This is a genomic window from Stenotrophomonas sp. CC22-02 (assembly GCF_004365115.1).
Classification (GTDB): domain Bacteria; phylum Pseudomonadota; class Gammaproteobacteria; order Xanthomonadales; family Xanthomonadaceae; genus Stenotrophomonas; species Stenotrophomonas forensis.
The window spans coordinates 2,460,640-2,473,683 of the sequence record NZ_SOCO01000001.1 but is presented as its reverse complement, the minus strand read 5'-3'; the positions used below and the strand labels follow the sequence as shown (position 1 = coordinate 2,473,683).

Sequence of the window (13,044 nt, the reverse complement as noted above, 5' to 3'; positions counted from 1 at the left end):
ATCAACGTTCATGGCGGTGCCGGCCAGCGGCCGGCACTACCGGGGGGGTGTTACGGGAACCGCAGTTCCACCACGCCCTCATGCGGCAGGCTCACCTTCACCGGTGTGCTCTGCAGGTCGTCTTCGCTGCGGTTGGCACTGCCGCTGCGTGAAATGCGTGCCAGCACTTCCACTTCGCGGTGCGCCGACAGTGGCGCGGTCGGCATCGGGCTGTCGCCGTCGCCCAGCCCGACCGTGGCCGGGAAGTCCGCCAACGGGAGTTTGCGCGCGGCCACCGGCATCGGCGGCCCACCCACGGCGCGGGCCAGCACGAACACCTGGGTGCTGGCCGGCCACTCCGAGCCCTGTAGCGCGGGCAGCTGCACGCGCACCTGCAGCAGTGCCGGTGGCGGTGCTGCGGTTGCATCGGGCGCCTGGCCGGCGGCGTCGCGGGCGATGGCGATCTGTGCCTGCAGCGCCTGCGCGGCGCCGGGCTCCAGCCGCGGCAGCAGGCCGCTCCAGACATCGGCGGCCTCGGCATTCCGGCCGCGCTGGCGCAGCGCGATGCCGAGCAGCCAGCTGGCGCGCTCGGCGTCCGGGGCCAGCGTGCGTGCCTGCTGCAACCAGGCGATTGCGGTGTCATCGAACTGTTTTCCGGGGTCGGCCTGGGCACGTGCCTGTGCGGCTTCCACCAGCACGCCGGGGTCGTCCGGAGCCAGTGCGGCAGCACGTCCGAAGGCCTCTGCGGCGGCGACGGCATTGCCCAGCTCTGCCTGCGAACGGCCCAGCAGCGCCCAGCCATCGGCCCGCTGCGGGTCGCGCTTGAGTGCATCCTGCAACGCCTGTACGCCATCGCGCAGCGTCGCGACCGACGGCGCCGGCTGTACCTGCGCGGCGCGCGGGTCACCCACCAGCAGGTACAGGCAGGCGCCGGCCACACCGAGTGCCAGCACGCCCACGGCGAAACCTCTGCGGCCGCGGTGGCGCAGGGGCCACAACACCAGCGCCGCCATCAATGCGGCAACCAGACCGGCCAGCACCGGCAGCCAATGACTCACCATTCCTCTCCTTGGTCGGCCTGGCTGGCCGGGGTGGCGGCAACCGTGCGGCCACGCCGCCGGACGATGCCGAACACCACCAGCGCACCGGCCACCAGCACCAGCAGCGGACCGCCCCACAGCAGCCAGGTGCCCGGCTGCAGCGGCGGCTGGTACAGCACGAACTCACCGTATCGGGCCACCAGGAACTGCTTGATCTGTGCGTCGTCGTGGCCCTGCTGCATCAGCTGCAGTACCTCGCGGCGCAGGTCCTGCGCGATCTGCGCGTTGGAATCGGCCAGCGACTGGTTCTGGCACTGCACGCAGCGCAGCTGTGCGGCCAGGTCATGGAAACGACGCTCCTCGGCGTCATCGCGGAACTGCAGGGGCTGCGGATCGTGCAGCGGCTGCTGGGCCAGCGCGGCCAGCGGCAGCACAAGTAGCAGCAGCGTCAGCAGCCAGCGCATCGGCTCAGGGCGCCGTGTGCAGCGTGCTGCTGGCACTGCCCTGGGACTTCTCGATCTTTTCCAGCGCCGGGATCAGTTTCTCGTCCACCACGCGCTGGGTCATCGCGCCGCTGTACTTCCAGCGCACGATGCCGCTGCCATCGACCAGGAAGGTTTCCGGTGCGGCGGTCACGCCCCAGTCGATCGCGGTGCGGCCTTCAACATCGCTGAGCACGACCATGAAGGGATTGCCCAGCTGTTCCAGCCAGTGCAGCGCGTCGGTCGGATCGTCCTTCCAGTTGTAGCCGATCACGCGCACGCGCTTGCTCTCGGCGAAGCGGGTCAGCACCGGGTGTTCCTCGCGGCAGGCCGCGCACCAGCTGCCCCACACGTTCAGCAGGTAGGGCGCGCCACGCAGGTCGTCGCTGTGCACGATCATTTCCGGGTCATGCAGCACCGGCAGCGCAAACGCCGGCGCCGGCTTGTCGATCAGGGCCGAGGGCAGCACGTCGCGCTGCGGATCGCCCGATTTCATCACCCCGTAGATCATCAGCCCGAGCAGGCCGAAGAAGAACAGCACGCCGATCACGATGGCTACTGGCGGCAGCGGGCGGGAGGGGCGCGGGGCGGGGGACTCGGACATGGGAACTCCTACGGACGACGGAAACGGCGGTCGGCGGCGGTGATGAATCCGCCCAGGGCCATCAGCAGCGCGCCCAGCCAGATCCAGCGCACGAACGGCTTGATGTGCACCCGTACCGCCCATGCATTGTTGCCCAGCGGCTCGCCCAATGCCACGTAGACATCACCGTCGAAGCGTGCATCGATGCCGGCCTCGGTCATCACCTGGCCGCCACTGGCGTACTGGCGCTTCTCCGGATGCAGCAGCGCCAGCTCGCGGCCGTTGCGGAACACCCGCAGGTGGCCGCGGTCGGCGATGAAATTCGGACCTTCGCGATGGTCCACACCCTCGAAGCGCACTTCATGGCGGCCGACCACCAGCTGCTGGCCCGGTGCCAGCGCCACTTCACGCTGCACGTTCAGCGCTTCCACCAGCAAGGCGCCGGCCAGGAACACCGCGATGCCGGCGTGGGCGACGATCATGCCGAGCATCTCGGCGGTGAAGCGGCCGTTGCCGCGCAGCCGCTGCCAGACGAAACGCGCGGTACCGAGCCCGACCCAGGCCGCCGCGGCCACGCCGACGCCGGCCTTCCAGCCATTCTGTGGCGCCTGCCACCAGGCCAGTGCGCCGAGCACGATGGCCAGTGCCAGCCACGGTGCCAGCAGCGCGAAGGCACGCGAGGGCTGGTCGCGCTGCCACTTCACCAGTGGGCCGAACGGCAGCAGCAGGATCATCGGCGCCATCAGCAGCAGGAACAGGCTGCCGAAGTAGGGCGGGCCGACCGAGATCTTGCCCAGCGACAGCGCATCGGCCAGCAACGGGTACAGCGTGCCCAGCAACACCATCGCGCAGGCCGTGGCCAGCAGCAGGTTGTTGGCCAGCAGCAGGGTCTCGCGCGAGGTGGCGGTGAAGCCGCGGCGCGGATCGTCGGCGTCCACGCTCAGCTGGCTGGCGCGCAGCGCGTACAGCAGCAGGCTGCCACCGACCAGCACCGACAGGAACACCAGGATGAACAGGCCGCGCGAAGGATCGGCAGCGAACGAATGCACGCTGGTCAGCACGCCGGAGCGCACCAGGAAGGTGCCGAGCAGCGACAACGCGAAGGCGGCGATTGCCAGCAGCAGGGTCCAGCTGCCGAAGGTACCGCGCTTTTCGGTGACGGCCTGCGAGTGGATCAGTGCCGCACCGACCAGCCACGGCATGAAGCTGGCGTTCTCCACCGGGTCCCAGAACCACCAGCCGCCCCAGCCCAGCTCGTAGTACGCCCACCAGCTGCCCAGTGCGATGCCCAGGGTCAGGAAACCCCAGGCGACGTTGGTCCATGGCCGCGTCCAGCGCAGCCAGCGCGCGTCGACGCGGCCTTCCAGCAGCGCCGCCACCGCGAACGCGAACGGTACCGCGAAGCCGACGTAGCCCAGGTACAGCATCGGCGGATGGATGATCAGCCCCGGGTCCTGCAGCAGTGGGTTGAGGTCGCGGCCTTCCAGTGGCGCCGGATTCAGGCGCAGGAACGGGTTGGAGGTGAAGATCAGGAAGGCGAGGAAGCCGACGCTGACCACGCCCATCACCGCCAGTACGCGTGCCTGCACCGGTGCCGGCAGGTGCCGCGAGAACAGCGCTACCGCGCCGGTCCACAGCGCCAGTACCAGCGCCCACATCAGCAGCGAGCCTTCGTGCGCGCCCCACACCGCCGAATAGCGGTAGATCATCGGCAGCAGCGAATTGGAGTTCTCGGCCACGTAGCGCACCGAGAAATCCTGCTGCACGAATGCCGCGGTGAGCACCGCGAACGCGCCGGCGACCAGCAGCAGCTGTGCGAACGCGGCCGGTCGTGCCACTGCCATCCAGGCCGGGTTGTTGCGATGCGCGCCCACCAGTGGCAGGCCAGCCTGCAGCAGCGAGGCCAGCAACGCGCACAGCAGCAGGATCTGACCCAGTTCGGGCAGCACTCAGCGCACCTCGGGTGCCGTCACCGGCACGTCGTGCTTGCGATGGGCGTCGCCCATCTTGTCGGCCACTTCCTTCGGCACGTACTTCTCATCGTGCTTGGCCAGCACTTCGTCGGCGACGAAGACGCCGTCCTGCAGGCGGCCACTGGCAACCACCGCGGTGCCTTCGGCAAACATGTCCGGCAGGATCCGCGAGGTGGTCACCGGCAGCTGTGCATCGCCGTCGGTCACTTCGAAGCGTGCTTCCAGCGAGCCGACCGGGCGATTGAAGGAGCCCTTCACCACCATGCCGCCCAGGCGGAAGCGCGACTGCGCATCGACATCGCCGCGCAGCACTTCGGCGGGCGTGTACAGGTAGGCGATGTTGCGCTCCAGCGCCATCGCCACCAGCGCGGTGGCCAGGCCGGAAGCGAGCAGGGCCAGCAGCACCCACACCAGGCGGCGACGCTGAACCGGGGTCATCGCTCCAGCTCCGTCGACAGCGGCGCGGCCGCGTCCTGGCGGCCGGCACGGGTCTGCTGGCGCTGCTGCCGGGCCAGGGCCAAGCGGCGCGCCACGCGCAGGCGCAGCCACGAGCCGATGGCATCGGCGCCAAGCACCAGCACGAACACGGCGTAGGCGCCGATCACATAGGGCAGGTGGGTCATGGTTGTGCCTCCCGGGTCGCGCGTTCGGCATCGACGCGACCGCCGACCCAGGCCTTGCCGGCCTCGCGGTCGAGGTTGTCGGCGCGCGCCTTGGCCAGTACCGAGCCGGCGAACCAGAACTTGGTGCCGATCACCATCCACCACAGCGGCGCGATCATCGCGCTGCTGATCGCCGATTCACCGAACACGTTGATCGACTGGCGCTGGTGCAGGCCGCCCCACCAGTCCACTGAATAGCGGATCACCGGCAGCAGGCTGACGCCGACGATGGCCAGCAGGCCGGCCGCGCGCGCGGCGCTGCGGCGGTCCTCGATGGCGTGGTACAGGCCGATCACGCCCAGGTACAGGAACAGCAGTACCAGCTCGCTGGTCATGCGCGGGTCCCAGTCCCACCAGGTGCCCCAGGTGCCCTTGCCCCAGATGCTGCCGGTCAACAGGGTGATCAGGGTGAAGCCGGCGCCCATCGGCGCACAGGCCATGGCCAGGATCTCGCAGACCTTGATCCGCCAGATCAGGGCAATGGCGGCATACAGCGCCATCAGCGCGAACACGAACAGGCTCATCCAGGCACTGGGCACATGGATGTAGAGGATGCGGAAGCTGTCCAGCTGCTTGGCTTCCGGCGGCACCACCAGCAGTGCCTGCCACATGCCGACCAGCAGCACCGGCACCGCAGCGAGATAGAACACCCGCGACCAGCGGGCAGCGAAACGGTCGAACGTGGGAGGCGAACCGAGTTGGTGGAACCAGCGGACAATCGGATTCATGCGTGGCGGCTATCCAGCAGGGGTGGATTGGCTCTCAGCTCGGTCAACTCAGAGAAATACGTATTGCAGCGGCGGTGGCCAGCGGCGCCAGCACCAGTGCGACCAGCAGGCCGGCGCCCAGCATCAGCAGCGCACCGACCGGATCCTGTCCGCGTCCGGCCGCCGCCAGGCTGCCTGCGCCGAACACCAGCACCGGCACGTACAGCGGCAACGACAGCAACGCCACGAGAATACCAGAGCGTCGGATGCCTACGGTCAGCGCGGCGACCACGCCACCGATCAGGCTCAGCAACGGCGTTCCCAACAGCAACGATGCCAGCAACATCGGCAGTTGGTCATGCGGCAGATGCAGCATTTCCGCCAGCAACGGGCTGACCACGATCAACGGCAGCGCGGTGGTGGCCCAATGCAGCAGCACGCGCACCAGCACCAGCCACGCCAACGGTACCGGCGCCAGCAGCCATTGCTCCAGCGAGCCGTCTTCGGCATCGGAACGGAACAGCGAATCCAGCGACAGCTGGCCGGCCAACAGCACCGCCAGCCACAGCACCGCACCGGCGGTGGCGGCCAGCAGCTGCGGCTCGCGGCCCTGGGCCAATGCGAACAACACCACCACCAGCAGGGCAAACAGCAGCGGCTGCAGTGCGTCGCCGCGACGGCGCCAGAGCAGGCGCAGGTCGCGCTTGAGCAGGGCGCCCGCGGTCTGCCACAGGCCCGGTTCGGTGCCCGGCGCGATCATGCGGCACCGCCGAGGTCGAGCTGGCGGGTGCGTACCGGCGGCGCGGCATAAGCGCCGTGGGTGGTGACCAGCGCCGCGCCCCCGGCGCGAAGATGCGCCGAGATCATCCGGTTGACCAGGGTGATGCCCTCCAGGTCGAGGTTGGCGTAGGGTTCGTCGAGCAGCCACAGCGGTGCGGGCGACAGCCAGATGCGCGCCAGCGCCAACCGCCGCTTCTGCCCGGCGGACAGGTGACGCACCAGGGTGTCTTCGTAGCCGGCCAGGCCAACGATGGCCAACGCGTTGCCGGGCATCTGGCGTGCACGGCGGCCGTGGAGGCCACACAGGAAGTGCAGGTTCTCCAGCGTATCGAGGTCCGGCTTCAAGGCCGGCAGGTGGCTGAGGTAGGCGACGTAGCGCGCGCGCTCGGCAGTGCTGGCCGGCTTGCCGTCGATGCGCACCTGGCCGGCACCGGGCCGGGCCAGGCCGGCCAGCACGCGCAGCAGGGTGGTCTTGCCGGCGCCATTGCCGCCCTGCACCAGCAGGGCTTCGCCGGCGTCCACATGGAAGTCCAGCGGGCCGAACACGGGCTCGTCATTGCGGGAGAAGCTCAGGCCGCTGGCGGCCAGCAATGCAGGGGTGTTCAAGGGGCAGGGATCTTCATGCCGGAGTGCGGCGGCAATTGTAGCGGCGAATGCATAGCGTAGTGCCGGCCGCGGGCCGGCAGGCGCGACCCAGCGTCGCAGTTTGTCCCGGGCTGCCGGCCAGCGGCCGGCGCTACCGCAGCACGGATTGCGTAAACTCGCAGGTCTGTTCCCCCACAGCCCAGGCCGATGCAACCGAACACCAAGCTGCCCAAGGTCGGTACCACGATCTTCACCGTGATGTCCCAGCTCGCCGCCGAACACGGCGCGGTCAACCTCGGCCAGGGCTTTCCGGACTTTTCCGCGCCGCAGCGCCTGATCGATGAAACCGCCAAGGCGATGGCCGCCGGGCTGAACCAGTACCCGCCGATGACCGGCGTGGCGCCGCTGCGCCAGGCCATCGCGCAGAAGGTGCTGGACTGCTACGGCGCGCAGGTGGATGCCGACAGCGAGATCACCGTCACCAGCGGCGGCACCGAGGCCATCTTCAACGCCATCCACGCCGTGGTGCGTGCCGGTGAGGAAGTGATCGTGCTCGACCCGGCCTACGACTGCTACGAGCCGGCGATCGACCTGGCCGGCGCCAAGGCCGTGCATGTGTCGCTGGACCCGCAGACCTTCGCCGTCGACTGGGACCGCGTGCGCGCGGCGATCACCCCGCGCACCCGCATGCTGATCGTCAACACCCCGCACAACCCGTCCGGCGCGATGCTGTCGGCGCAGGACATGCAGGCGCTGGCCGAGCTGCTGCGCGGCACGCAGATCTACCTGATCTCCGATGAGGTGTACGAGCACATCATCTATGACGGCCGCCGCCATGAATCGGCGCTGCGCTACCCGGAACTGCGCGAGCGTGCGTTCGTGATCTCCAGCTTCGGCAAGACCTACCATTGCACCGGCTGGAAGATCGGCTATGCGATCGCGCCGCCGGCGCTGACCGCCGAATTCCGCAAGGTCCACCAGTACAACACCTTCACCAGCTTTGGCCCGGCACAGTACGGTTTCGCCGCGATGATCCGTGACGAGCCCGAGCATCACCTGGAGCTGGGCGCGTTCTACCAGGCCAAGCGCGATCGTTTCCGCGAGCAGCTGGCCAGCACCCGGCTGAAGGCGCTGCCGGTGCCGGGCGGCTATTTCCAGTTGGTCGATTACTCGGCCATCAGCGACCTGCCGGACCATGAGTTCGTGAAGTGGCTGACCATCGAGAAGGGCGTCACCGCCATTCCGTTGTCGCCGTTCTACCAGAGCCCGCCGGCCGGCCAGCGCCTGGTACGGCTGTGCTTCGCCAAAAACGAAGCGACCATGGACGCGGCGATCGAACGCCTGCGTTTGCTGTGAGTGGAGAGCTGAACATGCAGGACCTGCGCATTTCCCTCGTCCAGGGCGATACCCGCTGGCACGACCCGGCCGGCAACCGTGCCTATTACGGTGCGTTGCTGGCGCCGCTGGCAGGCATCACCGACCTGGTGATCCTGCCGGAGACCTTCACCAGCGGCTTCTCCAACGAGGCCATCGCCCAGGCCGAAGGCATGGACGGCCCGACCGTGGCCTGGGTGCGTGAGCAGGCCAAGGCGTTGAACGCGGCGGTGATCGGCAGCGTGCAGCTGCGTGCGGGCGAGGGTGTCTACAACCGCCTGCTGTTTGCCACGCCGGACGGTGCACTGCAGTACTACGACAAGCGTCATCTGTTCCGCTATGGCGGCGAACACGAGCGCTATGCCGCCGGCCGCGAGCGCCTGAGCGTGGAGTGGAAGGGCTGGCGGATCAATCCGCAGGTCTGCTACGACCTGCGCTTCCCGGTGTTCTGCCGCAACCGCTACAACGTCGAGCGCCCCGGGCAGCTGGACTTCGACCTGCAGATCTTCGTCGCCAACTGGCCGTCGGCGCGTGCCTACGCATGGAAGACCCTGCTGCGTGCGCGGGCCATCGAGAACCTGTGCTTCGTGGCGGCGGTCAATCGCATCGGCGTGGACGGCAACCAGCTGCATTACGCCGGCGACAGCGCCGTGATCGATTTCCTCGGCCAGCCGCAGGTCGAAATCCGCGAACGCGAGCAGGTGGTGACCACCACGATCTCGGCCGAGGCGCTGGCCGCGCACCGCGCACGCTTCCCGGCGATGCTCGATGCCGATGCCTTCCACCTGGACGAGCGCGCCTGAGCGCCGCCTTTCCCCACCGGATGACACCATGAAGTTCCCCCTGCTGCTGGCCTTGGGCCTGCTCGCCACTGCGCTGACCGCTCCTGCCGCGCAGGCGGCCGGCAACATCGACTGCGAGCTGCGCTACAACCTGTCCGGCTGGTCGCTGTTCTACAAGACCGCCTCGGGCACCGGCACCATCCAGTGCACCAACGGCGCGCGCATTCCGGTGCGCATCAAGGTCACCGGCGGTGGCCTGACCGTTGGCAAATCGAAGATCGTCGACGGCAAGGGCCGCTTCACCGGGGCCTATTCGCTGGACGACCTGCTCGGCAAGTACGTGGCGCTGGGGGCGCACGCCGGCGCGATCCGCTCCGGTGGCGCCGTGGCGATGACCAAGGGCGACGTGTCGCTGGCGCTGGCCGGAAGCGGCCGTGGCTGGGACCTGGGCGTGGACGGTTCCTCGTTCGTGATCCGGCGCCGCTGAACCCGCGAAAAGGGGACGGAGGGAATTAAGTCGCTTTTGCCGTTCGGCGCGCGCTGTGGCAAAAGCGACTTAATTCCCTCCGTCCCCTTTTTCCTGCGCAACGAAAAACCCCGGCCGGAGCCGGGGTTTTTCATTTCAAGCGTATCGGCGATCAGCCGCCGCGCGGGCCGCTGCGGCGCGGGCCGCCCGGACCGCGGTTGCCGCCGGGGCCACCCGGGCCACGGTTGCCACCCGGACCACCGGGACCACGGTTACCGCCCGGGCCACGGTTGTTGCCGCCGCCCGGACCACGGCCGCCCGGACGGGCGCCGTGTGCCGGCTTCGGGCTGCCATACGGGTTGAAGCCCGGGGTCGCGTGGTCGGACGGGAAGCTGGGGGCATTGCCCGGATGGCCGTACGGATGCTTGTTGCCCTGGCCCTGCGAGCGGTTGCCCGCGCCGGCCGGACGACCCTGGCCGCCACCGGCACCACCACGGCCTTCACCACCGAAACCGCCACGGCCCTGGCCGCCACCGGCGCCTGCGCCCGGACCCTTCGGCTTGCCGTACGGACGGCCCTGGCCGCCTGCACCCGGACCACGGGCACCCGGGCCACGCGCGCCCGGACCGGCGTTGCGATGGCCGCTCGGGCCGGTGCTCACGCCATCCGGCACGTACCAGGTGCGGAATGCCGCCGGATTGCCTTCCGGCAGCGAGCGATCGTTCTTCTGCGCGCGCTGCTTGAACGGCTTCTGCGACTGCTTGGCCGCGGCTTCACCGCTGACCGTCAGGCCGCCCTTGAAACCGCCGCCCTTGCCGCCACGACCACGGCCGCGATCTTCGCGCACGTTGTCGAAGCGGCGCAGCTCGCGGCCTTCATCAGCGGTGTTGTGGCCGTTGACGTAGGCATTGCCACGGCCACCCTCGCGCACGCGCACGGTGGTCTTGGCGGCGCGGCGCTGGCCGATCACCGGTTGCAGGGTCAGCGCAGACGGCGCGCCTTCTTCCAGCTTCAGCTGCGCGCGCAGGGCTTCCACCTGGGCGGTACCCAGTTCCACCGAATGGCCGCGGGCCAGTTCGCGCGGCAGGCTGACCTTGCCGTAGCGGGTGCGCTTCAGGCGGCTGACCTGGCAGCCCTGCGATTCCCACAGGCGGCGCACTTCGCGGTTGCGGCCTTCCTTCACCACGACGCGGAACCAGTCGTGCGAATCCGTGCCGCCGATGCGCTCGATCTCGTCGAACTTGGCCGGGCCGTCTTCCAGTGCAACGCCGCGGGAGAGGCGGTCGACGATGGCGTCGGAGACCTTTTCCTCGCCTTCCGGGGCGCGCACGCGCACCACGTACTCGCGCTCGACCTCGAACGACGGGTGCATCATGGCGTTGGCCAGCTCGCCGTCGGTGGTGGCCAGCAGCAGGCCGGTGGTGTTGATGTCGAGGCGGCCGATCGCGATCCAGCGCGCGCCCTTCAGCGGCGGCAGCGATTCGAACACGGTCGGGCGGCCTTCGGGGTCTTCGCGGGTGGTCACTTCGCCTTCCGGCTTGTTGTAGACCAGCACCCGCGACGGCTCGGCCAGGGCGGTGGCGACGAAGCCGCGGCCGTCCAGCTCGATCTTGTCGCCGCTCTTGACCGACATGCCGGTCTGCGCGACTTCACCGTTGACCTTGACCAGGCCTTCGGCGATGCGCTGTTCCAACGCACGACGCGAGCCAAGGCCGGCCTGGGCCAGCACCTTGTGCAGGCGTTCTTCCAACTTGAACTGTTCGGAGGTGGCTTCGCGCTTGAGCGAGAGCTTGTTCAACGACAGCTTGCGAGGGGTGTCACTCATCAGTTTTGCTCCGGCCGACGGTTTCGAGGTCGGCCTCTGGTTCGGAATCGGCTTGGTCAACAGCCACGGTCGTCATCGCGACGGCGTTGTCTTCGCGTTCGTTCAGGGTCACCGCGCGCTCGCCCGGCGCGGAATCGGGGTGCCCATCATCGAGGGGCGAAGGTGCTTGCTCATCGGAAGCCGACGCAGACGCTGCATCGGCGGAATCGGGGGCGTCACTGCCGGCACTGCCGGCATCATCGTTCGCGGCAGCGCCATCGGCGGCGGCCGAGATGTCCGGACCGTCAGCACCGGCGGCGGCCGGTACGTCGCGGTCCAGGGCCAGCTGGGGGTCCAGCTCGCCCAGGTCCTTCAGTTCAGACAACGGCGGCAGTTCGTCCAGGCGCTTCAGGCCGAAGTAGTCCAGGAAGCCCTTGGTGGTGCCGAACAGGGCCGGCTTGCCCGGCACGTCGCGGTGCCCGACCACGCGGATCCACTCGCGCTCTTCCAGCGCCTGGATGATGTTGCTGCTGACCGCCACGCCACGCACCTGTTCGATCTCGCCGCGGGTGATCGGCTGCCGGTAGGCGATCAGCGCCAGCGTTTCCAGGGTGGCACGGGTGTAGCGGGTCTTGCGTTCGGTCCACAGCCGGCTGATCCAGCCATGCACTTCGCCGGTGACCTGGTAGCGGAAGCCGGAGGCGACCTCGACCAGTTCCACGCCGCGGCCTGCGCAGGCTTCCCGCAGGCGTTCCAGTGCACGTTCGATGCTGCCCGGCGGTGCCGGTTCCTCTTCCGGGAACAGGTCCTTCAGCTGGGCCAGGGTGAGCGGCTGGCTGGAGGCCAGCAGGGCACCCTCGACAATGCGGTCGATCAGCGATTGATCCATCGGCAGTCAGCGCTCACTCGTCCGCATTGGCGGCGTCGTTGTCGTCGAACTCGCTGCTGAACTGCAGCGGGGCATTGGTGTTGCCGGCCGCCAGCGACTTCACGTAGATCGGCGCCAGCGGTTCTTCCTGGACGATGTCCAGCAGCTGTTCCTTGGCCAGTTCCAGCACTGCCAGGAACGTGACCAGCACGCCCAGCTTGCCTTCTTCAGCAGTGAACAGCCCTTCAAAACGATAGAACTTGCCATCTTCAAGCCGGCCGAGCACTTCGCCCATGCGTTGCCGCACGCTCAGCGCCTCGCGCTTGATGGCGTGGCCGCTGAACAGCTCGGCGCGCTTGAGCACGTCGTGCAGCGCCAGCAGCATTTCCTTCAGGTCCACCGGCGGCGGCAGCTTCACCGTAGCGCGTTCGGGCATGAAGGCATGTGCCAGGCTGGTGTCGCGGTCCTGGCGGGGCAGGGCGTCGATGTCCTCGGCAGCCTGCTTGAAACGTTCGTACTCCTGCAGGCGGCGCACCAGTTCGGCGCGCGGGTCGGCTTCGTCGCCTTCCTCGCTGACCGGGCGCGGCAGCAGCATGCGCGACTTCACTTCGGCCAGGATCGCGGCCATCACCAGGTACTCGGCCGCAAGCTCGAAGCGCAGCTCGCGCATCACGGTGATGTATTCCACGTACTGCCGGGTGATCTCGGCCACGGGGATGTCCAGCACGTCCAGGTTCTGCCGGCGGATCAGGTACAGCAACAGGTCAAGCGGGCCCTCGAAGGCATCCAGGATGACTTCCAGCGCATCCGGCGGAATGTACAGGTCCTGCGGAATCTGCAGGACCGGTTGCCCATGCACTACGGCCAGCGGCATTTCCTGCTGCTGGGGGGCGGGCGGCCGGGTTGGCGGGTTCGCGTCGAGCGCGAGTTCGGAAGTCATCTAATGGACATCAGGATTG

15 protein-coding genes are annotated in these 13,044 nt (G+C 68.7%); 3 read left to right on the top strand and 12 right to left on the bottom strand.

From position 1 onward, the window contains the following. Positions 1-50: 50 nt before the first annotated feature. From N440_RS11405 to ccmA, 9 genes are read right to left on the bottom strand one after another with little or no spacing between them, the layout of a single operon-like run. Entirely contained in the window at positions 51-1,040 is a 990-nt protein-coding gene (locus N440_RS11405; protein WP_133935140.1) for a cytochrome C biogenesis protein, read from the bottom strand. After that, positions 1,034-1,483, bottom strand: a complete 450-nt coding sequence (locus tag N440_RS11400) for a cytochrome c-type biogenesis protein (protein ID WP_133935139.1) — start codon at positions 1,481-1,483, stop codon at positions 1,034-1,036. Before N440_RS11400 ends, N440_RS11405 begins: the two co-directional genes overlap by 7 nt. A 4-nt stretch (positions 1,484-1,487) precedes the next feature. Next, positions 1,488-2,105 (bottom strand): DsbE family thiol:disulfide interchange protein, encoded by a 618-nt coding sequence (locus tag N440_RS11395; protein WP_133935138.1) that lies wholly within the window; start codon positions 2,103-2,105, stop codon positions 1,488-1,490. Between the two features lie 8 nt (positions 2,106-2,113). Then, positions 2,114-4,033: a heme lyase CcmF/NrfE family subunit gene (locus N440_RS11390; protein ID WP_133935137.1), complete on the bottom strand. Its 1,920-nt coding sequence runs from the start codon at positions 4,031-4,033 to the stop codon at positions 2,114-2,116. Next, the gene (ccmE, locus tag N440_RS11385) at positions 4,034-4,495 is read right to left on the bottom strand and encodes a cytochrome c maturation protein CcmE (protein WP_006456687.1); all 462 of its coding nucleotides are present in this window, start codon (positions 4,493-4,495) and stop codon (positions 4,034-4,036) included. It lies immediately after the preceding gene. Then, positions 4,492-4,680, bottom strand: coding sequence for a heme exporter protein CcmD (gene ccmD, locus N440_RS11380; RefSeq protein WP_005410342.1), 189 nt, complete (start codon positions 4,678-4,680; stop codon positions 4,492-4,494). Before ccmD ends, ccmE begins: the two co-directional genes overlap by 4 nt. Next, positions 4,677-5,447 carry a heme ABC transporter permease CcmC gene (gene ccmC / locus N440_RS11375; RefSeq protein ID WP_133935136.1) on the bottom strand — a complete coding sequence of 257 codons (771 nt, stop codon included), beginning with the start codon at positions 5,445-5,447 and terminating at the stop codon, positions 4,677-4,679. Before ccmC ends, ccmD begins: the two co-directional genes overlap by 4 nt. A gap of 43 nt (positions 5,448-5,490) precedes the next feature. Beyond that, entirely contained in the window at positions 5,491-6,186 is a 696-nt protein-coding gene (ccmB, locus tag N440_RS11370; protein ID WP_008268019.1) for a heme exporter protein CcmB, read from the bottom strand. Next, the gene (gene ccmA, locus N440_RS11365) at positions 6,183-6,812 is read right to left on the bottom strand and encodes a heme ABC exporter ATP-binding protein CcmA (RefSeq protein WP_049456031.1); all 630 of its coding nucleotides are present in this window, start codon (positions 6,810-6,812) and stop codon (positions 6,183-6,185) included. The genes ccmB and ccmA overlap by 4 nt, the downstream gene beginning before the upstream one ends. 186 nt (positions 6,813-6,998) lie before the next feature. Here ccmA and N440_RS11360 point away from each other — a divergent pair, with 186 nt between their 5' ends. Genes N440_RS11360 through N440_RS11350 form a run of 3 tightly spaced genes read left to right on the top strand, consistent with a single transcriptional unit; the run spans position 6,999 to position 9,434 of the window. Further along, positions 6,999-8,147, top strand: a complete 1,149-nt coding sequence (locus N440_RS11360) for a pyridoxal phosphate-dependent aminotransferase (RefSeq protein WP_133935135.1) — start codon at positions 6,999-7,001, stop codon at positions 8,145-8,147. A 14-nt stretch (positions 8,148-8,161) separates the two neighbouring features. Then, entirely contained in the window at positions 8,162-8,968 is an 807-nt protein-coding gene (locus N440_RS11355; RefSeq protein WP_133935134.1) for an amidohydrolase, read from the top strand. 28 nt (positions 8,969-8,996) lie between these two features. Further along, on the top strand, positions 8,997-9,434 hold the full coding sequence (locus tag N440_RS11350; RefSeq protein WP_049456034.1) for a hypothetical protein: 438 nt from the start codon (positions 8,997-8,999) through the stop codon (positions 9,432-9,434). A 151-nt stretch (positions 9,435-9,585) separates the two neighbouring features. On the opposite strand, the gene N440_RS11345 is transcribed toward N440_RS11350, so the two are convergent. The 3 genes from N440_RS11345 to N440_RS11335 are packed head-to-tail and all read right to left on the bottom strand — an operon-like array spanning position 9,586 to position 13,025. Then, positions 9,586-11,238, bottom strand: a complete 1,653-nt coding sequence (locus N440_RS11345) for a pseudouridine synthase (protein ID WP_133935133.1) — start codon at positions 11,236-11,238, stop codon at positions 9,586-9,588. Then, entirely contained in the window at positions 11,231-12,106 is an 876-nt protein-coding gene (gene scpB / locus N440_RS11340) for an SMC-Scp complex subunit ScpB (RefSeq protein WP_133935132.1), read from the bottom strand. The genes N440_RS11345 and scpB overlap by 8 nt, the downstream gene beginning before the upstream one ends. A 13-nt stretch (positions 12,107-12,119) precedes the next feature. After that, positions 12,120-13,025 carry a ScpA family protein gene (locus tag N440_RS11335; protein ID WP_006456456.1) on the bottom strand — a complete coding sequence of 302 codons (906 nt, stop codon included), beginning with the start codon at positions 13,023-13,025 and terminating at the stop codon, positions 12,120-12,122. Between the last annotated feature and the right edge of the window lie 19 nt (positions 13,026-13,044).